This is a genomic window from Alcaligenes sp. WGS1538, from assembly GCF_043187505.1.
GTDB lineage: Bacteria > Pseudomonadota > Gammaproteobacteria > Burkholderiales > Burkholderiaceae_B > Alcaligenes.
The window spans coordinates 2,299,283-2,319,870 of record NZ_CP171109.1; the positions used below are offsets into that span (position 1 = coordinate 2,299,283).

At 65.1% G+C, this 20,588-nt stretch carries 19 protein-coding genes; 7 read left to right on the forward strand and 12 right to left on the reverse strand.

The window, feature by feature from the left end; translation table 11 throughout:
* Nucleotides 1-13: 13 nt before the first annotated feature.
* Genes ACF3ND_RS10725 through ACF3ND_RS10740 form a run of 4 tightly spaced genes read left to right on the forward strand, consistent with a single transcriptional unit; the run spans nt 14 to nt 4,842 of the window.
* Complete coding sequence (locus ACF3ND_RS10725; protein WP_394065823.1) at nt 14-1,759, forward strand: putative 2-aminoethylphosphonate ABC transporter permease subunit; 1,746 nt, start codon at nt 14-16, stop codon at nt 1,757-1,759.
* Nucleotides 1,760-1,766: 7 nt separating this feature from the next.
* On the forward strand, nt 1,767-2,639 hold the full coding sequence (gene phnX / locus ACF3ND_RS10730) for a phosphonoacetaldehyde hydrolase (RefSeq protein ID WP_394060261.1): 873 nt from the start codon (nt 1,767-1,769) through the stop codon (nt 2,637-2,639).
* A gap of 32 nt (nt 2,640-2,671) precedes the next feature.
* On the forward strand, nt 2,672-3,691 hold the full coding sequence (locus tag ACF3ND_RS10735; protein ID WP_394060263.1) for a putative 2-aminoethylphosphonate ABC transporter substrate-binding protein: 1,020 nt from the start codon (nt 2,672-2,674) through the stop codon (nt 3,689-3,691).
* Nucleotides 3,692-3,693: 2 nt separating this feature from the next.
* On the forward strand, nt 3,694-4,842 hold the full coding sequence (locus tag ACF3ND_RS10740; RefSeq protein WP_394060265.1) for a TIGR03364 family FAD-dependent oxidoreductase: 1,149 nt from the start codon (nt 3,694-3,696) through the stop codon (nt 4,840-4,842).
* A 66-nt stretch (nt 4,843-4,908) separates the two neighbouring features.
* On the opposite strand, the gene ACF3ND_RS10745 is transcribed toward ACF3ND_RS10740, so the two are convergent.
* On the reverse strand, nt 4,909-5,151 hold the full coding sequence (locus ACF3ND_RS10745) for a hypothetical protein (RefSeq protein ID WP_394060267.1): 243 nt from the start codon (nt 5,149-5,151) through the stop codon (nt 4,909-4,911).
* 274 nt (nt 5,152-5,425) lie between these two features.
* On the opposite strand from ACF3ND_RS10745, the gene ACF3ND_RS10750 reads away from it, so the two are divergent.
* Nucleotides 5,426-6,088: a dienelactone hydrolase family protein gene (locus ACF3ND_RS10750; protein WP_394060269.1), complete on the forward strand. Its 663-nt coding sequence runs from the start codon at nt 5,426-5,428 to the stop codon at nt 6,086-6,088.
* 70 nt (nt 6,089-6,158) lie between these two features.
* Here ACF3ND_RS10750 and ACF3ND_RS10755 read toward each other — a convergent pair whose 3' ends face one another.
* The 5 genes from ACF3ND_RS10755 to ACF3ND_RS10775 all read right to left on the reverse strand — a co-directional run bounded on the left by ACF3ND_RS10755 (nt 6,159) and on the right by ACF3ND_RS10775 (nt 10,619).
* Entirely contained in the window at nt 6,159-6,884 is a 726-nt protein-coding gene (locus ACF3ND_RS10755; RefSeq protein WP_394060271.1) for an amino acid ABC transporter ATP-binding protein, read from the reverse strand.
* Complete coding sequence (locus tag ACF3ND_RS10760; RefSeq protein ID WP_394060273.1) at nt 6,877-7,557, reverse strand: ABC transporter permease subunit; 681 nt, start codon at nt 7,555-7,557, stop codon at nt 6,877-6,879. Before ACF3ND_RS10760 ends, ACF3ND_RS10755 begins: the two co-directional genes overlap by 8 nt.
* 1 nt (nt 7,558) lies before the next feature.
* Nucleotides 7,559-8,296: an amino acid ABC transporter permease gene (locus ACF3ND_RS10765; protein WP_394060275.1), complete on the reverse strand. Its 738-nt coding sequence runs from the start codon at nt 8,294-8,296 to the stop codon at nt 7,559-7,561.
* A gap of 84 nt (nt 8,297-8,380) precedes the next feature.
* The gene (locus ACF3ND_RS10770; RefSeq protein ID WP_394060276.1) at nt 8,381-9,280 is read right to left on the reverse strand and encodes a glutamate/aspartate ABC transporter substrate-binding protein; all 900 of its coding nucleotides are present in this window, start codon (nt 9,278-9,280) and stop codon (nt 8,381-8,383) included.
* 61 nt (nt 9,281-9,341) lie between these two features.
* Nucleotides 9,342-10,619 (reverse strand): hypothetical protein, encoded by a 1,278-nt coding sequence (locus ACF3ND_RS10775; protein WP_394060278.1) that lies wholly within the window; start codon nt 10,617-10,619, stop codon nt 9,342-9,344.
* A gap of 183 nt (nt 10,620-10,802) precedes the next feature.
* Here ACF3ND_RS10775 and ACF3ND_RS10780 point away from each other — a divergent pair, with 183 nt between their 5' ends.
* Nucleotides 10,803-11,714 (forward strand): LysR family transcriptional regulator, encoded by a 912-nt coding sequence (locus ACF3ND_RS10780; RefSeq protein WP_394060280.1) that lies wholly within the window; start codon nt 10,803-10,805, stop codon nt 11,712-11,714.
* A 229-nt stretch (nt 11,715-11,943) separates the two neighbouring features.
* Here the strand turns inward: ACF3ND_RS10780 and ACF3ND_RS10785 are convergent, their stop codons facing one another.
* Nucleotides 11,944-14,817 carry a S8 family serine peptidase gene (locus ACF3ND_RS10785; protein WP_394060282.1) on the reverse strand — a complete coding sequence of 958 codons (2,874 nt, stop codon included), beginning with the start codon at nt 14,815-14,817 and terminating at the stop codon, nt 11,944-11,946.
* 303 nt (nt 14,818-15,120) lie between these two features.
* Between ACF3ND_RS10785 and ACF3ND_RS10790 the strand changes: the two genes are divergently transcribed.
* Complete coding sequence (locus ACF3ND_RS10790) at nt 15,121-15,345, forward strand: DUF3820 family protein (RefSeq protein WP_394060284.1); 225 nt, start codon at nt 15,121-15,123, stop codon at nt 15,343-15,345.
* Nucleotides 15,346-15,855: 510 nt separating this feature from the next.
* On the opposite strand, the gene ACF3ND_RS10795 is transcribed toward ACF3ND_RS10790, so the two are convergent.
* From ACF3ND_RS10795 to ACF3ND_RS10815, 5 genes are all read right to left on the reverse strand, one after another.
* Nucleotides 15,856-16,314, reverse strand: a complete 459-nt coding sequence (locus ACF3ND_RS10795) for a hypothetical protein (RefSeq protein ID WP_394060286.1) — start codon at nt 16,312-16,314, stop codon at nt 15,856-15,858.
* Nucleotides 16,315-16,331: 17 nt separating this feature from the next.
* Complete coding sequence (locus tag ACF3ND_RS10800) at nt 16,332-17,354, reverse strand: peptidyl-prolyl cis-trans isomerase (RefSeq protein ID WP_394060288.1); 1,023 nt, start codon at nt 17,352-17,354, stop codon at nt 16,332-16,334.
* Between the two features lie 77 nt (nt 17,355-17,431).
* Nucleotides 17,432-17,932 carry a YbjN domain-containing protein gene (locus ACF3ND_RS10805; RefSeq protein ID WP_394060290.1) on the reverse strand — a complete coding sequence of 167 codons (501 nt, stop codon included), beginning with the start codon at nt 17,930-17,932 and terminating at the stop codon, nt 17,432-17,434.
* Nucleotides 17,933-18,199: 267 nt separating this feature from the next.
* A complete protein-coding gene (locus ACF3ND_RS10810; protein WP_394060291.1) occupies nt 18,200-18,865 on the reverse strand; it encodes a DNA repair protein in 666 nt (221 codons plus the stop codon).
* Nucleotide 18,866: 1 nt separating this feature from the next.
* On the reverse strand, nt 18,867-20,564 hold the full coding sequence (locus ACF3ND_RS10815) for a putative porin (protein WP_394060293.1): 1,698 nt from the start codon (nt 20,562-20,564) through the stop codon (nt 18,867-18,869).
* Nucleotides 20,565-20,588: the final 24 nt, after the last annotated feature.

Genomic DNA, 20,588 nt, shown 5'->3' on the forward strand with positions numbered 1-20,588 from the left:
CGCGCGCAGCCGCATGCAATCCGAGGAGCGTCCCGTTGCGGCCCGCAAGCTGGCCCGCCAGGCCCTGCCTTCCTGGATGGGGTATGCGGCGCGCCGCACTCTGGTGCTGGCCCTGCTCGTTCTGCTGGTGCTGTTCCTGGCCCTGCCCATGCTGTTCATCCTGTTGCGCGCCGTCCAGGACGGCGACGGCAAGCTGACGGGCCTGACGCAGTTCTGGAGCATTGTCGGCGCTCCCGGCTTCATGCCCATGGTGGGCCGCAGCGTCCTGGTCGGCCTGACCACGCTGGCCATCGTCGTTCCCGCCGCCTACGCCTTCGCCTTCGCGCTGCAGCGCTGCTGCATTCGCGGCGCCGGCCTGTTCCGCGCCCTGGGCCTGCTGCCGCTGCTGGCGCCGTCCCTGATGCCGGGCCTGTCGCTGATCTATCTGTTCGGCAACCAGGGGCTGCTGCGCGACTGGGTAGGCGGCCATACCATCTACGGCTTCTGGGGCATCGTGCTGGGCGAGGCCTTCTATACCTTTCCCCATGCGCTCATGATCCTGGGCACCGGCCTGGCGCTGGCCGATGCGCGCCTGTACGACGCCGCCCGCGCCATGGGCGCCGGCGCCTGGCGCCGCTTCCTGACCGTCACCCTGCCGGCCAGCCGCTATGCGGTATTCTCGGCCGCCTGCCTGGTCTTCACCCTGACCGTGACCGACTTCGGCGTGCCCAAGGTCGTGGGCGGCTCCTACAATGTGCTGGCCATGGAGGCCTACAAGGCCGTGGTCGGCCAATTGCAGTTCTCCAAGGGCGCCGCCATCGGCATGCTGCTGCTGGTGCCCGCCGTGCTGACCTTTCTGCTGGACCGCCACCTGCGGGCCCGCGCCGGCGCCCAGGCGCAAGGACAGCTGAGCGCCTACATCCCCCAGCCGCACGCCTGCCGCGACCGCTTCTTCGGCACCGTGCTGACGCTGGTGTCGCTGGCCATCCTGGCCATCGTGGGCATGGCCGTCTGGGCTTCCCTGATCAAGTTCTGGCCCTACAACCTGAGCCTGTCCTTGAAGTCCTACGATTTCGACAATATGGACGGCGGCGGCTGGCTGGCCTGGCGCAACAGCCTGTTCATGAGCCTGTGCACCGCCCTGCTGGGCGCCGCCCTGATCTTCCTGGGCGCCTGGATCCTGGAAAAGCTGCCGGCGCGCGGCCGCGCCGAGCAAGGCCTGTACAGCCTGCTGCGCATGCTGGCCCTGACGCCCATGGCCATTCCCGGCCTGGTGCTGGGCCTGGGCTACATCTTCTTCTTCAACCATCCGGACAACCCGCTGGGCGGCCTGTACGGCTCCATGGCGCTGCTGGTGCTGTGCACCGTGGTGCACCTGTACACCAGCGCGCACCTGACCTTCGTCACCGCCCTTAAAGCCATCCCCGCCGAGCTGGAAGCGGCGGCCGCCTCCCTCAAGGCGCCGCGCCTGGCCACCCTGACCGGCGTGACCGTGCCGCTGTGCCTGCCCGCCCTGCTGTCGGTGGCGCGCTACCTGTTCGTCTCGGCCATGACCACCGTGTCGGCCGTGGTCTTCCTGTACAGCCCCCAGACCGTGCTGGCCTCGGTGGCCGTATTGAACATGGATGACGCCGGCTTCATCAGTGCTGCCGCCGCCATGTGCACCCTGATCATGCTCAGCTCGGCCGTGTTCTGCCTGCTGGCCCACCTGCTGAGCCGCGCCGCCCTGCGCCGCACCCAGGCCTGGCGCTCTTCTTCCCCATTTTCTCCGACACGATAGGATAGCCATGCAACCCCTGACCCCCGCCATCACGCGCCTGGACGGGCGCTCCACCCAAGCCGTCCGCCTGGAAGCCCTGGTCTTCGACTGGGCCGGCACGCTGGTGGACTTCGGCTCCTTCGCCCCTACGCAGATCCTGGTCGAGGCCTTCGCCCGCTTCGACCTGCGGCTGAACCTGGAGCAGGCCCGCAGCGCCATGGGCATAGGCAAATGGGACCACATCAAGGCCATGCTGGCGCTGCCCGAGGTCCATGCGCAATTCATCGCCCTGCATCAGCGCGAACCCGAGGACAGCGACGTTGACCGGATCTACAACACCTTCCTGCCGCTGCAGACCGAGCGCGTGGGCGAATTCTCGGCCCCCATCCCCGGCGTGCGCGAGACCCTTTCCTGGGCGCGCCGCCAGGGCCTGAAGATCGGTTCCTGCTCGGGCTACCCGCGCGCCGTACTGAACAATCTGCTGCAGCACGCCAACCGGCAGCAGGTCTTCGTGGACCACCACGTTGCCTTCGACGAGGTGCCCCTGGCGCGCCCCTGGCCGGCCATGGCCCTGGAAAACGTGATCCGCCTGGAAGTCAGCCAGGTGGCCGGCTGCGTGAAGATCGACGACACGCCGGTGGGCATAGAGGAAGGCCATGGCGCCGGCATGTGGACGGTGGGCCTGCTGCTCTCGGGCAACGCCGCCGGCCTGACCGAGGCGGAATTCCACGCCCTGGACGAGGCCGCCCGGCAGGTCGCCCGCGAACGGGCCGCCGCCGCCTTCGCCCCCGTGCGCCCTCACTACCTGATCGACACCGTGGCCGACCTGCCCGCCGTGCTGCAAGACATCCAGCACCGCCTGGCGGCCGGCGCGCTGCCCACCGACCCCGTCCAATCCTGAACCCCTTTCCGACACAAAACGGAGCTTTCCGCATGAAGACCATCGTTCTGAGTTCCCTGGCCGCCGCCCTGATGGGCGCCGCCTCCCTGGCCCAGGCCGCCACCACCCTGACCGTGTACACGGCCCTGGAAGCCGACCAGCTCAAGGCCTACCAGGCCGCTTTCGAGAAAGAGAACCCCGACATCAAGATCCAGTGGGTGCGCGACTCCACCGGCATCATCACCGCCAAGTTGCTGGCCGAAAAGAACAACCCCAAGGCCGACGCCATCTGGGGCCTGGCCGGCTCCTCGCTGGGCCTGATGGCCAGCCAGGGCATGCTGCAGCCCTATGCGCCGAAGGGCCTGGACAGGATCGACGCCAAGATGCGCGACCAGGGCAACCCGCCCAGCTGGGTCGGCATGGACGGCTATGCCGCCGCCCTGTGCGTGAACACCGTGGAATTGCAGAAGCACAAGCTGCCCATGCCCGCCTCCTGGGAGGACCTGACCAAGCCCGAGTACGCCGGCAGGATCGTCATGCCCAACCCCGCCTCCTCGGGCACGGGCTTTCTGGACGTCAGCGCCTGGCTGCAGCTGTTCGGTGAAGAAAAAGGCTGGGCCTTCATGGACGGCCTGCACAAGAACATCGGCGCCTACACGCACTCCGGCTCCAAGCCTTGCAACATGGCGGCGGCCGGCGAGTACGCCATCGGGGTGTCCTTCGACTACCGCGGCGCACGCCTGAAGGAAGACGGCGCGCCCCTGGAACTGGTGTTCCCCAAGGAAGGCCTGGGCTGGGAGATCGAGGCCACGGCCATCATGAAAGGCACCAAGAACCTGGAAGCCGCCCAGAAACTGGCCGACTTCTCCGCCAGCGAAGCCGCCAACCACCTGTACAAGACCAACTTCGCCGTGCTGGCCATCCCGTCCATCGCCACGGCCAACCCCCACCTGCCGGCCGACCTGAACAAGCGCCTGATCGACAACAATTTCGTGTGGGCCGCCGAGAACCGCGAACGCGTCATCCAGGAATGGACCAAGCGCTACGACGGCAAATCGGAAGCCAAGAAGTAATCATGGCTCAACACTACGATGTCATCGTCGTGGGGGGCGGCATCCTGGGCATGGCGCATGCCTGGGCGGCCGCCCGCCGCAAGCTGAGCGTGGCCGTGCTCGAGCGCAGCCACCAGGCCCAGGGCGCCACGATACGCAATTTCGGTCAGGTGCTGGTCACCGGCCAGGCCCCGGGCGTGATGATGGAGCTGGCGCGCGAGAGCCGCCGCCTCTGGCTGGAACTGGCCGCCCAGGCCGGCTTCCACGTGCGCAGCAAGGGCTCGCTGGTGCTGGCGCGCAACCGGCAGGAACTGGACGTGCTGGCGCAGTTCGCCCACGGCCGCGCCCGGGAGCTGGGCGTGGCCTGCCGCCTGCTGGATGGCCGTGAACTGGCCGGTTTCTTCGAAGGGCGGCTGGCGCACCACCACGGAGCACTGCAAGGCCTGGACGATCTGCAGATCTATTCGCGCGACGCCCTGCCCGCCATCACGGCCAGCCTGCAGGCCATGGGCGTGACGGTCCATACCAACGCCCACGTCCACGCCGCGCAGGACGGACGGGTTCAGAGCACCGTCGGCGATTTCACCGCCGACAGCATCTATGTCTGCCCCGGCCATGACTACGTCAGCCTGCACCGCGGACTGCTGCAAAGTGTCAAGCCCTCGGTCACCCGCCTGCAGATGCTCAAAGTGCGCGCCGAGGATGCCGGCTGGCAGCTGGACCGTCCCCTGCTGACCGGCCTGTCCTGCCTGCACTACGGCGCCTTCAGCGATTTGCCGCTGGCCCAGGCCCTGCGCGAGCAGGTGCAGCAACGCCATGGCAAGCTGCTGGACCAGGGCATACACCTGCTGATCAGCCCCACGCCCGCCGGGGACCTGATCATCGGCGACTCGCACGACTACGGCCAGCAGGCCAGCCCCTTCAACCAGGAAGAGACCGATCAACTGATGCTGGATCTGGCGCAGACCGTGCTCGGCTGCCGCGTACAGGTGCTGCAGCGCTGGCAGGGCGTCTACGGCGCCAAGGGCCCGGCGCCCTTCTCCGTGCTGCGGGCCGACGCCGGCACCTTGGTCACGGTGATGCACACGGGCCTGGGCATGACCACGGGCCTGGCCATTGGCGAACGCAACGTGGCGGCGCGCTATGGCGTGCATGCATTGCAAGCGGCATGAGAAATAGTCGGGCAATGAAGAAAGCCGGCCAGCTTATGTCTGGCCGGCTTTTTTTCCTTGGGAAGATCAGACCGCGGCGCGGGGTCGCTCGTACGCCACCCAGAAAGCGATCAAGCCCAGCACCAGGCTGAAAATGCCCACGCCTACCGCCACCATGCCGATCAGCACGGCGCCGATGACAAAGAAAAAGCCTGGAAAGGCATAGCGCCGCAACCAGGCGGGATTCCTGGGCACCAGGAACAGTCCGATGAACAGCGCCCAGGGCATCACAATGGTCCAGAACAGACCATCCGTCAAAATTTCACGCATCAAATTTCCGCCAAAACAAGAGCCATAGGCCCGCAGACAGCCCGCCCCCATGACGGACCATGCAACATCGGGAGCCCATGAATCGACTGCGCGAGCATGGCGGGCGCAGTCGATTCATGGGCTTGGTGTCCGGGCAATTGTAAAGGCAGATGCGGCCTTCCACGCGTTCCCCGATGCAAGACGGCTCGCAACTGTTCAGAGCTCGTGCTGGCCGCCAGTCCCCGCCGCCTGCTATAAATGGGGTTTATTCATTCAGCCATGAAGGAATAGGGCCATGAGCACACAGCGCATCACCAGCGCCGACCAGCACGAATTCCAGGCCTATGTCACGGGCGACGAGCATTCCCCGCGCGGCCTGGTCGTGCTGCAGGAAATCTTCGGCGTGAACGACCATATCCGGGCCACGTGCGAGCGCTTTGCGCAGCAAGGCTACCGGGTGATCTCGCCCGCCCTGTTCGACCGCCGGGAGCGCGGCGTGGAAATGGGCTACACCGCCCGGGACGTGCAGCGCGGCCTGGCCCTGCGCGGCGCCATTCCCCTTGAAAAGACCCTGCTGGACCTGCAGGCCGCCATCGATGCGCTGGGCCAGCGCCACGTGGGCATCGTGGGCTATTGCTGGGGCGGTTCGCTGAGCTGGCAGGCGGCCTGCAAGCTGGAGGGCCTGCAGGCCGCCTGCTGCTGGTACGGCGCCCAGATCGCCCAGGCGGCGGACCTGAAACCTCGGGTGCCGGTGCAAATGCACTTCGGCGTTCAGGACCACTCCATTCCGCCCAGCGCCGTGCAGGCCATACGCGCCGCCCAGCCGCAGGCCGACATCTATGAATACGACGAAGCCGGCCACGGTTTCGGCTGCCAGCAGCGCGCCGACTTCCACGCGCCTTCCTACGAGCTGGCCCAGCAACGCACCCTGGAGTTCTTCGCCCGCCACCTGCGCTGAACGCGCTCTTGGACGAACGGCCCGGCGCGCCAGAGGCGGGCCGGGCCGCAAAGCGCAGGACAGTCGACGTTCAGTGGATGATCTTCTTCAGGAAATCCTGGGCGCGATCGGACTTGGGCTGGCTGAAGAAGGACTCCTTGTCGGAGACTTCGACAATGGAGCCCTGGTCCATGAACACGACCTTGTCGGCCACTTTTTTGGCAAAACCCATTTCATGGGTGACCACCAGCATGGTCATGCCTTCCTGGGCCAGCTCCACCATCACGGCCAGCACTTCGTTGATCATCTCCGGATCCAGCGCCGAGGTGGGTTCGTCGAACAGCATGATCTCCGGGTCCATGGACAGGGCGCGCGCAATGGCCACGCGCTGCTGCTGGCCCCCGGACAGCTGGGCGGGATGCTTGTGGGCATGGGCTGCCAGGCCGACTCGCTCGAGCAGCTTCAGGGCCTTCTCCTCGGCCTGCCTGCGGTCGCGGCCCAGCACCTTGACCTGAGCGATGCACAGATTGTCCAGCACCGTCAGGTGGGGAAACAGCTCGAAATGCTGGAACACCATGCCGATCCTGGTGCGCAGCTCGGACATCTTGCGTCCGGGGGCATGGATGGACTGGCCGTTGAACAGGATCTCGCCTTCCTGGATTTCCTCCAGGCCGTTGATGGTCTTGATCAGCGTGGACTTGCCCGAGCCGGACGGACCGCAGAACACCACCACTTCGCCCTTCTCGACCCGCACGCTGCAGTCCTTCAGGGCGTGGAACTTGCCATACCACTTCGATACATTCTTGAGCTCAACCATTCTGCGTCCTTGCTTGAATCAGTTTGACGAAGGCCGTCAACAACGAACAGATTATCCAATAAGTCACGCCGGCAAACACCAGCATTTCGATCAGCGTGCCGTCGCGCTCGCCGATGGCGGTGGCGCGGCGGAAGAAATCGCCCAGCGCGATGACCGAGACCAGCGAGGTGTCCTGAAAGATCACGATGCATTGGGTCATGATGATGGGCGTCATGGCCTTCAGGGCCTGCGGCAGGATCACATAGCGCATGGATTGCAGCGGCGTCATGCCCAGCGCCCGCGCCGCATGCAGCTGGCCGCGCGACAGGCTCTGGATGCCGGCGCGCATGATCTCGCAGAAAAAAGCCGACTCCAGCAGGGCGAAGGCCACCATGGCCGACACCAGGCGGATGTCCACGCTGGGCGACAGATCGAACACCGCCTTCAGGGCCTGCGGCACGATCAGGAAGAACCACAGCAGCAGCATGACCAGGGGAATGGACCGGAAAAAGGTCACATACGCCTGCGAGAAACCGCGCAGCCAGCGATTGCCCGAAATGGCGAACACCGCCAGCACCGTTCCCCAGGCCAGCCCGCAGACAATGGCCACGGCCGTGACCTGCACCGTGATCCACATGCCGGCGGCCAGCAGATGGCGCGAATCCCAGAGCGCGCTCCAATCGAGTTCCAGCATGTCAGTCTCCGAGCAGGCCTGGCAGGCGAGTGGTTTTGCGGACCCAGCTCATCAGGCGAATAATCAGGAAGTTCAGCACGATGTAGCCCAGCGTCACGCAGATGAAGGACTCATAGGGCTGCGAGGTGTAGTCCACCAGTTGGCGCGCCTGGCCCGAGAGCTCCAGCAGGCCTATGGTCGAGGCCACGGCCGAGTTCTTGGAGATGATCAGGAACTCCGAAGTCAACGGCGGGATGATGTTGCGCAGGGCCACGGGCAGCAGCACGTAGCGATAGGTCTGCGGCAGGGTGAAGCCCATGGCCTGGCCGGCCATACGCTGGCCGCGCGGCAAGGCCGTGATCCCGGCGCGCACCTGTTCACAGACGCGCGAACCGGTATAGACGCCCAGCGCGAACACCGACACCACGAAGAACTGGATGGCCGGCTCCTGGCCCTTGATCCAGTCGCCGGCGCCGACCGGCAGCATTTCCGGCGCCACGTAGAACCAGATGAAGAACTGCACGATCAGCGGGATATTGCGAAATACCGACACGTAGGCCGTGCCCAGCGCCCGCGGCAGGCGCCCGGGCAGCGTGCGCATCACGCCGAATGCGATTCCCAGCGCCAGGGCCAGCAGCCAGGCGCAGACGGTCAGCAGGACCGTATTGATGAAGCCGGAAATGATCCAGCCCAGATAGGTCGATGGCTCGCCCGTGGCCACGGGCTCCAGCAGCATCCCCCAATTCCATTGATAATCCATCCGTTCACCGATAAAGAGTCAGGCCGGCCCGTTCTCCCCTGGGCAGGCCGGCGCCCGTCCGCAGGGACGGGCCGTGCCTATGCGTCAGATTTCGTCGTTGGGATGGGCGAAGAGCGCCTTCATCTCGTCCGACATGGGGAAATCCAGGTTCAGCTGCTTGGGCGGAATGGGCTGCATGAACCACTTGTTGTAGATTTCCGCGGCCTTGCCCGAGGTCTGCGCCCGGGCGATCACCTCGTTCATCAGCGCGCGCAGCTTGTCGTCGCCCTTGCGCACCATGCAGCCGTACACCTCGAAGGACTGCGGCGTGCCGGTGATGACGTAGTCCTGGGGCTTGCGCACCTTGGCGCGCTCGCCCGCCAGCAGGGCGTCGTCCATCATCATGGCCTTGACCCGGCCCGTGGACAGCATCAGGAAGGATTCGCTGTGATCCTTGGCGCTGATGATGCGCATGCCCATGTCCTTCTCGATGTTCATGTTGCGGATGATGGGCTCGGACGTGGTGCCCGCCCCCACCACGATGCTCTGCCCCTTCAGGTCGGCGAAATCCTTGATGCCGCCGTCGACCTTGGCCAGCAGCCGGGTGCCCACCTTGAAGATGCTGTTGGTGAAGTCCACCTGCCTGGCGCGCGACTCGTTGTGGGTGGTCGTGGTGCATTCGAAATCGAAGGTGCCGTTCTGCAGCAGGGAGATGCGGTTCTGCGAGGTGATGGGCAGCAGGCGCACTTTCAGGTCGGGAAGATTCAGCTCCTGCTTGATGCGTTCGATGATCAGATTGGCGTAGTCCATCGAATAGCCGATGGGGTGCTGCTGCTCGTCGTAGTAGGAAAATGGAATGGACGCCTCGCGGTAACCCACCACCAGCACGTTCTCATTCTTGATCTTCTGCAAGGTATCGGTCGCCGCCTCCTGGGCCTGGCCGGCCAGGGGCAGGACCAGGGCGGCAAGAACGGCGCCCGTCAGCAAGGTCTTGTCTGCTTTCATTGCTCTCTCTCCAATATGTTTATTGAGCCTGGCCGGCCGGCCAGGCTTCTTTCCTTACCCATCACCCTACCAGTCCGCTCACGTCGATGACGTACATCTGGCGCTCGTGCTCGTGCACGGAGTCGATGCAGACCGAACGGCCGTCGCGACTCCAGCGTGGATGCAGATCGCAGCGGTTTTCCTTGCGCAGGTCCGGGCTGGTGTAGAAGCTGCCCAGGTCGTAGCGGCATTGCTCCTGCATGTCGTACAGGAACAGGATGCGCTGGTTGGTCTGCGAATCGGGATAGGTGTCGCTCAGCAGCCAGCGCTTGTTCACAGGCGAGAAAGTCATGTGGCCATTTTCTGTCAGCACATGGGCGCCCACAACCTGCACATCGCCGCCGTCGCGGTCTTCATACAGGTGGTAATGGATCTGGCCGGCGTGCGGCCCCCACACGATGATGCGCTCCTTGTCGCACCACAGCGGATGGGATATCTGGTATTCGGACTTCTCGTAGTCGAAAGTGCCCACGGCGTCGGGATCGAAGTCCTCGGCCAACTGGGGCAGCGGATGGTCCGAGCACTCCAGCAGGCGCAGATCGGAACCATCGGGATTCATGGTGATCAAACGGTGCAGGAAGCAGGTCTCGTCCTTGACGCGCTCGGTCCAGCGATGCAGGAACAGCACGCGGCTGGAATCCGGATTGATCTCGATGTGGCTGACCCAATGAATGGCCTTGTCCATGGAGTCGCGATGATGGAAGCGCTTCAGGTCCGCATAGCTGACCAGCAGGCGGTAGGCGCCGCTGTCCAGGTCCATGCTCCACAGGCCGTCGTCCTCGGGAGCCAGCGGCAACTCGGGCTGCGGCTCCAGGTCGGGATAGCCTATGGTTTCATGCGTGATCCACAAGCGGCGATAGTTCACGCTGATGGCAAAGCGGCTGTTGGGCGCGGCCACGTAGACCGGCAGGGGCAGATCGGTCTTCTCGCCCGTATCCACATTGGCGATGCGCGAGCCCAGGCCGGGGTATGGCGTATCCACGCGCTCGTTGCGCACGTTGTAGATCACCTGGCGGCCGGGGCGGCCGTCCAGCCACTGCAGCTGGCAGCCCATCTGCCAGTTCCAGCTGCGGGTGCTGTCGATCACATGGAAAGCGTCCCCGTCCTGAAGATCGAAGAATCCCACTTCCGCCTCCATGTCCGCCTTCACGTCGGCGTCCATCATGGGCACCTGGTTGGCCAGCAGGTAGCGGTCGCTGCGGTCCCAGGTGGACTTGTTGTAGTAACCAAAGAAATGATGTTTGCTTCCCGAGCCCAGACGGCGGATAGGACTGGTCTTGCTAATGATCTTGTCTGACATGAGGACGGAAATTCCCTTTCTGGGTATGCCTTTGCTACGAATGTCGGAGCCGTCCCGATACCGGATCGGCCCTCGCCCGGAACAAAAGTTATCACCCGCCACTTATGCCAACAAATTCTTTTTGATAGAAGAACAATTCAGAATTGATATACTTCGGGTTAACCCTTTGCGCCAGGAGCCAGCGTGTCCCGTCCCTTGAATTTCCAGCAGATCCAGGCCTTCAAGGCCGTCATGGAGCTCGGCACGACCACGCGCGCCGCCCAGTTCCTGAACACCACCCAGCCCTCGGTCAGCCGGCGCATCGCCGAGATCCAGTCGGCCACCGGACTGGCCTTGTTCGAACTGCATCGCGGCCGGCTGCGGCCCAGCGACGAGGCCAAGCTGCTCTACAGGACCATACAGAAGCACTTCCAGGGGCTGGAAAGCATCGAGAGCGTCATCGCCATCATGCGCCGCTCGGGCACGGGCGTGCTGCGCCTGGGCAGCACGCCCACCTTGGGCGTGGGCCTGCTGCCGCGCATCGTGAAACCCTTTCTGGAACGCTATCCGGACGTGCACATCGACATCCAGACCACGACATCGCGCCAATTGCTGGACTATCTGCACCAGGATCTGATCGACCTGGCCTTCACGACCAGCGACTTCGACGACGACGAGATCGAGCCGCTGATCGTGGACCGCTCCGAAGCGGTGTGCGTGCTGCCGCTGGATCATCCCCTGGCGCACAAGGACAGCATCCACCTGCGCGACCTGGGTCAAAGCCGCATCCTGTCCCTGTCGGACAATGACGAACTGGCCATGCGCATCGCCGCCCTGATGCGCGAGAACGCACTGAACCAGGGCGTGACCATCGAGACCACATCCTCGGTCACCATCTGCGCGCTGGTGTCCGCCGGCACGGGCGTGGGCATCGTCAATCCCTACGTGGCCAGCACCTTTCGCCAGCAACTGGCGGTCAGGCCCCTGCTGCCGGGCCTGGACACGTCGGTGCGCATGTCCAGTCCCTCACGCAGCGCCCCGTCCCTGCTGGCGCGGCATTTCATGGAACTGGTGCGGTCGTTTTCCTCATGCGCACACTCTGACGCAAACGCTTAAAAGCCACGCCTGCGACGATACTTGACCACCGCCATGACCTGCCTGGGTACAGTGCTGCTGGCTCGCATCAATCGTGCCGTGTGCGGGCACAGCAATGCTCCACATAGGCTTGGCCAGATCGCCGCTGCCCTGCTTCAACTTGGCAAGTCACCACCGTCAACATAGCTGGCCTTTACTCAGCCATGCAGTAGCAAAGGGATGATTTGCTCACCTCGGGTTTCCCCATCGGCTAGAAGCGCACGCCCAACTGCAGCCCCACATCCACGCTGTTCCAATCCTTGCCATGGCGGGTCTGCACGCCCAGGCCCAGGTCGGTACGCGCGCCGATCTGCCAGTCCACGCGCAACTGGGCGCTCAGGCGATCACGGCCCAGGGCCACGCCCTGCTGGTCGAAGCGGCTGCCCGGCACGCCCTGATAGGCGGCCTGGTAGGCAAAGGCGTTGCCGCCCAGGTCGCGCTCGTAGCCCACCGCGGCCGACAGCCGCAGGGGCCGGCCGGCCCACTGGCTGTCATAAGCGGCACGCACGCCGGCCTGCGCCGTCCACAGGGATCGCGACACGGCATCCAGGGCCAGGCTGTAAGCCCCGCCTTGCTCCTGCACGGCGTTCTGGCGCAGGTGCTGCCACGCCAGGCCGAGCGAAGGCGTGACGCTCCATTGCGCCCCCAGGGGCCAGGTCCGCGCCGCCGAAGCCGTCAGCGACCAGGCCCGCCCGCGGCTGTCGCCGCGCACCGCCTCGCCATCCTGAGTCGAGCCCAGCCAGCGCTGAGCCTGCTGGCGGAAGTGCTGATAGGCCACGGCGCCCTGGAGGCGCCAGCCAGCCTCGTCCTGCCAAGCCAGGCCAAGCATGGCCGACTGGCTGCGAATCCTGCTGGATTGCCCTTGCGACTGCTCCGTCAGGGCTTCCGTCCAGCGCAGGGATTGCCGGCCGACCGCCCCGCCCAGGCTCCAGCCCTGACCCAGGCTGCGGGTCAGGCCCATCAGCGAGGCATCGGCCCTGAGCCGGCCATCCAGTTCTTCAGGACGCCAGCGCGTGTCATGACGGGACTGGGACACCCAGGCGCGCGTGGAAGGCGCCCCTGCGCCCGCGCCTGCGGCCGCACTTGCCGCCGCACTCAGCTGCTCCATGAACAAGCCGCCTTCGGCGCGGAACTGGCGCGCTGCCACTCCCAGGGCATTGGCATAGGTGGCGCCGCTGAGCGAATACAGCACATCGTCCAGCGCCTGATCGGAGTTCGCCATCTGCTGGATGCGCCCAGTGGCTTCGCGAGCCGCCTTCAGGGCCGCTGTGTCGCCCTGCTCATCCTGCGCCGCGCTCAAGCCGGCCACGGCGGCGTCCAGCGTCCGGGCGCTGCGCAGCACGATGTCCGCCGCCGGACTGCCAGATCGCGCCGCCACCAGGCTGCTGGCCTGGCGCGGCTGATAATGCAGATCCACGCCGTCCGCGCGGTAGACGACGTCCTTGGACAGCAGGACCGAACCGTGGTCCTGGACCTGGCTGAACTCCCCCTTCGACTGTTCCGCCCTCAGCACGGTCACCCATTGCCCCGCCTGCCCGACGAAGCCGGTCCGCGTGCCCGACAGGCGCAGGACGCCATCCAGCTCGGCCTGACCCTGAACCCGCAGCACGCTGCCCCACTGCGCATCCAGCACCGCCTCGGCGCCCTGCCGGTAATCGCCCTGCACGGTAAGCCCCGCGCCGTGGCTGAGCACCGTCCCCTCGTTGCGCACAGCGCCCACCCGGCCTTCGCCGCTCAGGAGCCCGGCGGCCTCTACCTGCACGGCGGAACGCAGCGCGCCGCTCACTCGCAGCTCGCCCTGCTCCACCCGCGTGCCGCCCGAATAGCTGTTGTCCGCCGACAATTCCAGCACACCGGGCCCCTGCTTGATCAAGCCGCCTTGCCCCGAAATGGCGTTGCCAAAGACATAGTGGCCGGGCGTGACGTCCGCCCGCATATCGCCGAAAGCCAGCTGCGCCGGCCCGTTCATGGCCTTGGCCGCATCCAGCTGGCCCCAGCCGAAAATCTCATCCACCCCCGGCTCGCCAATGTCCATGGCAGTGGTCAGCAAGGTCGTGCGCAGATTGTCATTGCTCATCCATGGATACTTTTGCTTGAGCGCCGCGGCCACGGCCGTCACGGCCGGGGCGGCAAAAGAGGTGCCGCGGTCGTTCAGCAGGGAATAATCCTCACCGTCGGCGATCGCCACCCGGAACACAGACGGAGCAGCCAGGCACCATTGGCTGGCCGCGCCGCAGGCATTGGCCATGGAAGGCAGGCTGCGCCGCCCGTCCGCCTCCTCCTGTACGCCGGTCACCGCAATCAAGCCTTGTTGCAGGCTGGCCTCGGCCAGGGGCAGCAAGGTCAAGGCGCCGGGCTGGGATTGCGAATGGTTGCCCACGGCCTGCACGATCAACATGCCGCCGTCCACCAGATCCGCATAGGCCTTCAGGTTGAACGCCTGGCGGCTGCGCACCAGCTCCGGAGTCGGGTCGGCAATCGGTGCCACGTTCCAGCTGTTGTTGACGATCTGCACCCCTTTGGCCTGCAGATCCCGCATGGCCAGGACGCCCGCCGTCACCGACACGGTCTCGAGCTGACCGATCTGGCGCGCCTCCAGCCTGGCCGCGGGCGCATAACCCGCCTGGCTGCCTGCGTACCCATTGCCCGCAATGACCTGACCCACGCGCGCGCCGTGCTGCGCCGAGTCCCGCTGGCCTGAAGATCCCGCCACCGGACCGCTGTTGTTGAACACGACGTAGCTGTCGATGCGGTCCGACAAGGCGGCGTGATCGGGGTTGATGCCGGCGTCCACCAGGCCCACGCGCACGCCCCGGCCTTCATGCCCCTGGCTCCAGCCCGGCTCGAAGCTGCGGCTGCCTGCGGTCTTGTCCGGCGCAGGCGTTTCCGGATTGGGCTTTTCGGGAGGCTGCTGCCCCTGGATGCCTTCCGAGGGTTCCTGGTCGACGGGTGGAATCAACGGCGGCTGCCAGGTGTCGTGGCTGCCGCCTCCCCCGCCCCCTCCTCCTCCGCCGCCACAGGCGGAAAGCGTTAACAGGGCCGACAGGACGGCGACGCAAAGAGAGGAGCGTTTGAAAATACGCATGACCATGTCCAAATGTCAAAAAACGTAAATGGACTCTAGCCAAGCCGCCGCGGCCTTATTCCGGCAAATTGGGCAGGGAAAATCCCCCTGTTCCCAGCCCTGCCGCCCTTGGCGGAAAATGCGGCGGACGAATCAACAAATTCACTTTTATTTCAATAATTTATAGACGATTTTACTTTATTGCGTTTTATTTCTTTTTTGTGTTTTTAAAGTCTTATTTGAAACCACTTGAGAATGCTGTTGGATAAGCGGATGCAGGGCCCATGGCATAATCCGGATCTTTGTTGCGTCCGTCCCCAGACCATGTCCGATTCCAGTGATGACCTGCAAGCCCTGCTGAGCACTTCCATGCCCTACGGCAAGTACAAGGGCCGGCTCCTGGCCGACCTGCCCGGCCACTACCTCAACTGGTTCGCCCGCGAGGGATTTCCCTCGGGCCGGCTTGGGCAATTGCTGGCCCTGGCTCACGAACTGGATCACAACGGCCTGCGCGATCTGCTGACTCCGCTGCGCGGCAAACGATCCTGAGCTCCGGATAAAAAAGTCCTTTGCCAGTTGACGAGGCAGGGGTCGAAAGATCGATAGCAGAGTTGGTCTTTGTGAAGACGCCGTTCAAAAAGTGAGCGGACCCGTCTGGGCTGACGGCTTGCCGGTGCTGCGCACCGGTGCCCTTGTCGGGAGATCACTCCGGGCGCACCTTGAACTCTCGTCCGGGTGGTTCGCCCCCCAGGCGAACCACAAGCACCGGACTCAGACAGCAAGGTGCTTGCATCCCTGCGTGCTTCCCCGCCTGCGGCAAGCTGTCTGACCCGCCCTGACGGGCCCGCCCACTTCTTGAACGGCTCACAATGGCCACCTTATCGACCCGTCAACAAAGACGTTTTACCAATAAATCTCGTCGCATCGTGGTCTTTGAGCGTTGCTCTTGATGCTTTGATGACGTCGATGCACTGCCCTTGAAGCGAAGTGTCATCTAAAAAGAGGCCGCCCGAAGGCGGCCTGAAAAGGGACTGCCACAAAAAAATCATGGCGGGCGCCTCATTGCGGCGCCTCGGGATATTGCCAATACAGTTGCAGCCGCAAGGGCTGCGGCATGTCCAGCGGCGGCGCGTGCGCAAACACCAGTTGTCCCAACAGCACCTGCAGTTGACGGTCCATATCGGGATCGCCCACGCCGTCCAGCTCCAGGCGGGACACCCGCCCCTTGCCGTCAATCCAGAACGACGCCCGCAGCGGCCCGACAGCATGGTCAGGCCGGCTCTGCGCCCAGGCGCGCAATGGCTCGGCGCCGGGCAGGTCCATCTGCTGGATGTGGGCATGCACCGTCTGGCTGGCCTGGCTGGCATAGTTCTGCCAGTGAAGAGGCGTCTGCGCCGCCGCATGGGCGGCGAGCAGGCCCAGCCAGGCAGCTGCTCCAACCTGGCTGGACCGTCGCCGCATGGCGCGCAATTGTTGCCCCAAGGAATGAAACGCCTCGTTCCAGGAAAAACCGCTCATGGTCGCGCCGCTCCGGGTCAGGGCGCGGCGGCCGGGTCGGCCTGAACCACAGGTGCGCTGCGCTCCAGCACCTTGGTCAGCTCGCCGCCGTCGATGGTGACCGTGCCCGTATCCAGCAGGCCGTTCAGGTAGGAGAAGGCGATATCCTGCTGGCGCTGCTCGCGCATCAAGCGGGTCAATTGCGCGCGCACTTCGTCAAGCGTCGCCGCCCGGGAGGGTTCGCTCTGCAGCAGATGCAGCACGTGCCAGCCGCTGGACGAGCGCACCGGGTCGCTGACCTGCCCCGTCTTCAACTGGGCGATCGCGGCGCGGGTTTCAGGCAGGAGCTGCTCCAGGGGCAGCAAGGGGGTTTCCGAGCGGCTTGCCAGGCCGGGCGACTGCTTTTCCAGCTCCTGGACCACCGCGCTGAAATTGCCTGACTTGCGCATCTTCTGCACGAGTTCATCTGCCTGGGCCTTGAGCTTGCCGTCGCTGTCGGTCTGGCCGGTGAAGGGCAGGAAAAGCTGCTCCACCCGATAGCGGGCCGGCACTTGCAGGGCCGCCTTGTTGCGCTCATAGGTCTGGGTCAGCTCGTCCTCGGACGGAAAGGCATCCGGGGGCTGGCTGACCGAATGCAGGTAGCTCTGCACGATCAGTTGGCGGCGCGCCTGCTCCAGGCTCCGGCGCACCTCGGGCTTGTCTTGCCAGCCCTGATTCAGGGCCTGCTCGTACAAGGCCTTTTCCGCCAGCCGCTGACGCAGCCATTGCTCCAGGCTGGCGCGGTTCTGCTGCAGCAATTGATACTGAGCGCGGGAGATGCCTTGCAGTTGCAAGGCCAGCTCCTCGGCGCCGACCTGCACCTGTCCCAGGCGGGCTACGGCGATCTCGCTGCCGGCGGCGGGCGGCGCGGCGGCGGCGGCCGGCTGGGCCGGAGCGGTTTGCTCGACTTGGGCCGGCTGGGCGCTGGGTTCGCCATTGGAATCCTTGCAGGCGCTCAGCAAAGCCAGGGAAGCGCCCATGGCCAGGCGCAGCGCTAGAGAAGTCCGGGACAGTTTCTGCATAATAGGCAGTCCAGTCATGAAGTAAAGAAGCGGGAAACGCTGAACGCCCGCCGGCGGGCGTTCAGTACACGAAAGGCTCAGGCGGCTTGGCCCGGGGCTTGGGCCTGTTCGGCCAGTGCGGCATCGACCGGTTGCGAGGCGGTCTCGGGTGCGGACGGCGTCTCGGGATTGCCGCGCAGGAACAGGATCATCTCCTGCAGCAGCCGGTCCCACAGCTCGGTCTGGGCCTGCAGATAGGCATGACTGACGCCGCCGGCCACCACCACGTCCATCTCCAGCGTCAGGAACTCGCCTTGCAGGGCCATGCGGGCAAAACGCTTTTCCACGTTCCAGCGATTGATCAGGCTGGCGGCCAGCGTGCCTTCCACGCGGATCACGCAGGAAAAGGTGTAGTCCAGGTAGCTGAGCTGCCCGGCGCCCGAATTGCCGGGCCGCACGGTAAAGCCTATGCCCTGCGCGGCGCTGAGCAAATGCACGATGTCACCCTGCTGAGCCTCGGTGACGCGATATCCCATGTCCTGCAGCAGGACGGTCAGCGCGTCGGTCGTGACGGTTTCGATGAGGGTCTTGTTTTCCATTCCTTGTCTATCCCAGGATAAATAAAACGGCCTGGACAGCGCCGTCCTTATGAAAGCCGCCGATGTGGCGGCCCGATTCCTTCCATCCGCGGCGCAGCCATGCCGGACGGTAAACCCGCCCGCCTGCCCGCCGCGTCGCCGCCGTGAAGAGCTCCGGCTGTTCGGCCTGAGTTCTTCGCCATGATTCGAGGGCGCTTACCGCGCCATATCGAACTCGCCTTGCCTGACCTCGCCGCGAACGGCTGGGCTTTGCGCAAAGGCGAGCGGTCATGGAGCGACGGCCGGCGCGTCCACCGCCTGACGGTCAAACTTGTGCTCGTACAGCTTATCGCCCAGTTCTTGCGCCTTCATGTCAAAAGCCACCCGCGTTCCCGCGGAGAACGGCTGGCGCAGGGCCAGCAGGTCGCCCGTGGAGAATGACTCGTAAGCGCTGAGGATTTCCTTGCCGGCGCTGTAGAGCTGATCGTTCTTGAGCATGCAGACCTGCAGCTCGTGATCGCGCGCCGCCAGCTGCTTGCCCAGGGCCTGGCGCTGGGCCTCGGACTGGCGCGCCTGGGCGCTGAGCTGCTCATGCGCGCCGCGCGCCTGCGCCAGTTGCGACTGGACCGCGCTGATCTGGCTGGAAGCCTGTACGCGCAGCGATTCGTGCGCCTTGCCGTAGGCGTCGGCCTGCGCCTGCGCCTTGTCCAGCGCCTTGCGCAGTTGCGCCGCTTCGGCCTGGGCCGCGTCGCGCTGCGCCTCGGCCGCCGCCTTGGCGGCGTTCACCTGGGCCTGCTCGCTTTGCAGGCGCTGCAGTTGCTGGCTGGTGGAGCGCAATTCGGCCCGCAGCCGCTCTTCCATGGTCTGCGCCCCGGCCGGCTGGACCAGGCCCGCGCCCAGGCCCAGCAGCAAGGCCGCCAGGGCCTTGGCATGAGGTACTGTTGGCTGTTTCATGTCAGAACCGTGCATTGAGTTCAAGTTGCATCACGTTGATCGACAGCGGGCTGCCGTAGATCTCGCGCGAACTGGTCCAGCGCAGCTGGCCCACCACGTTCTTCTCGACGGCGTAGGCCGCGCCCAGGTAGTAGCCCTTGGCATTGGTGCCGCCCAGATGGAAAGTGGAGTCGTTGTAGGCGTCGGGCACGGCATCGGGCTGGATGTACTTGTAGCCGGCGAACACCTGCCAGTCGCCGCGGTCGACCACGCTGTAATTCTTGCCCAGCGCGGCATGGATCATCCAGGCATTGCCGCCGGAGCGCAGGTAGTCGTCCTCGTCTACGTTGTTGACGACGACACTATGACCAATGCGGTCTTCCATGCGCGACGTGCTGTAAGCCAGATTGCGGATATAGTTACCCGACACCATCAGGCCCAGACCATTGCCGACACGGCCCTTCCAGTTCAGGTTCAGGTCGAGCAGATTGAACTTGGAGGCCAGGCCCACATACTGGTGGAGCGAGCCCGCTTCGCCGGGCGCGGGCGGAATCAGGTCGCGCAGGTAGAACAGAGTGTTGCCTTTCTGCATGAAAGCGGGCCGCGACCAGTCGGTGCTGCACACGCTCTGGTACCAGTAGCAGGGCTCGGAGAGCTGACCCTCGATGTTCCGGAAAGTGTAGTAGGCCACGTGCGCGCCCAGCTGCTGCTCGGCACTGATCTTCCAGTCGCCGCCGATCTGGGCGCCCAGCAGCCACTTGGTCTTGGACTCACCTTCGGAACCGCCATGTATGTCTCTGACCCCCGGTTCTCCGGGGTTATGCGTGTTTTCGATCAGGAATGCGCCCAGGGCGCCACGCAGGGCAAAGGGGGAGTCGGGCAGCGGCTTGCTGAACGCGGCGGACACGCCGTCGAAGTTCAGGTCGCTGGAATACAGAATGTCGGTGGACACGAAGGGATTGGAGGCCCGGCCGGCCGTCAGGCTGGCCCAGCTGGCGGGCTTGTAGTTCAGCCAGGCCTGGTCCAGCCAGAAATCCTTCTTGCTGAAGCCGCCGCCGAAATTGTCGGTGGTGGACACCGGACTCTTGCTGCTGCCGCTGGCCAGGCGCACGCCGGCGCTCCATTGGCCGCTCAGTTGCGCTTTCACGCCCAGGCGGGCGCGGAAACGCAGCTGGTTGTTGCGATTCTGGCGAGTATTGAGCAAAGGCGGCGAAGCGAGCAATGGCGAGCCGACGCTGTTGATACTGGCGACTTCGTATGGACCACGCTCGTTGAAACGAGCGAGATCCGTGATTTCCGGGCTGTTGCCGCTGGAAAAACCGCGGTTCTCGAAGCGCACGCGCACATCGCCGTCCACGGTGATGCGCGAAACCCAGTCGGGGAAGGTATTGGGCGCGGCCCAGTTTTCACTCTTGGCCGTGGCCATGACTTCCTGCTTGACCTCTTCGCGGATCTGGTCGCGCACGGTCTGCGGAATATACGGCACCCGCACGTCGCCGGGCTGGGCGCCGCTGGCGCGCACCGCCGCGGCGGCCGCCTCGGACTGTGCCTGCTTGAGCAGCGCGGCCGCCTGTTCGGGCTGGAGCACGCCCTGCTCGACCAGCAGGCGGATCAGGTTGGCCGTGGCGTTGTCGGCGGCGGGCTGGGCTGCCACTGCGGCCGAGGAACACATCAAAGCAACGGCCAATGCCTTGCTCAGACGATGTGGTTGAGGTTTCATTATTCAGGACTCCGTTTAAACATT

Coding starts and splice junctions, on each gene's coding strand:
- ACF3ND_RS10725 (WP_394065823.1), top strand. CDS start 14: ATGCAATCCGAGGAGCGTCCCGTTGCGGCCCGCAAGCTGGCCCGCCAG.
- phnX (WP_394060261.1), top strand. CDS start 1,767: ATGCAACCCCTGACCCCCGCCATCACGCGCCTGGACGGGCGCTCCACC.
- ACF3ND_RS10735 (WP_394060263.1), top strand. CDS start 2,672: ATGAAGACCATCGTTCTGAGTTCCCTGGCCGCCGCCCTGATGGGCGCC.
- ACF3ND_RS10740 (WP_394060265.1), top strand. CDS start 3,694: ATGGCTCAACACTACGATGTCATCGTCGTGGGGGGCGGCATCCTGGGC.
- ACF3ND_RS10745 (WP_394060267.1), bottom strand. CDS start 5,151: ATGCGTGAAATTTTGACGGATGGTCTGTTCTGGACCATTGTGATGCCC.
- ACF3ND_RS10750 (WP_394060269.1), top strand. CDS start 5,426: ATGAGCACACAGCGCATCACCAGCGCCGACCAGCACGAATTCCAGGCC.
- ACF3ND_RS10755 (WP_394060271.1), bottom strand. CDS start 6,884: ATGGTTGAGCTCAAGAATGTATCGAAGTGGTATGGCAAGTTCCACGCC.
- ACF3ND_RS10760 (WP_394060273.1), bottom strand. CDS start 7,557: ATGCTGGAACTCGATTGGAGCGCGCTCTGGGATTCGCGCCATCTGCTG.
- ACF3ND_RS10765 (WP_394060275.1), bottom strand. CDS start 8,296: ATGGATTATCAATGGAATTGGGGGATGCTGCTGGAGCCCGTGGCCACG.
- ACF3ND_RS10770 (WP_394060276.1), bottom strand. CDS start 9,280: ATGAAAGCAGACAAGACCTTGCTGACGGGCGCCGTTCTTGCCGCCCTG.
- ACF3ND_RS10775 (WP_394060278.1), bottom strand. CDS start 10,619: ATGTCAGACAAGATCATTAGCAAGACCAGTCCTATCCGCCGTCTGGGC.
- ACF3ND_RS10785 (WP_394060282.1), bottom strand. CDS start 14,817: ATGCGTATTTTCAAACGCTCCTCTCTTTGCGTCGCCGTCCTGTCGGCC.
- ACF3ND_RS10790 (WP_394060284.1), top strand. CDS start 15,121: ATGTCCGATTCCAGTGATGACCTGCAAGCCCTGCTGAGCACTTCCATG.
- ACF3ND_RS10795 (WP_394060286.1), bottom strand. CDS start 16,314: ATGAGCGGTTTTTCCTGGAACGAGGCGTTTCATTCCTTGGGGCAACAA.
- ACF3ND_RS10800 (WP_394060288.1), bottom strand. CDS start 17,354: ATGCAGAAACTGTCCCGGACTTCTCTAGCGCTGCGCCTGGCCATGGGC.
- ACF3ND_RS10805 (WP_394060290.1), bottom strand. CDS start 17,932: ATGGAAAACAAGACCCTCATCGAAACCGTCACGACCGACGCGCTGACC.
- ACF3ND_RS10810 (WP_394060291.1), bottom strand. CDS start 18,865: ATGAAACAGCCAACAGTACCTCATGCCAAGGCCCTGGCGGCCTTGCTG.
- ACF3ND_RS10815 (WP_394060293.1), bottom strand. CDS start 20,564: ATGAAACCTCAACCACATCGTCTGAGCAAGGCATTGGCCGTTGCTTTG.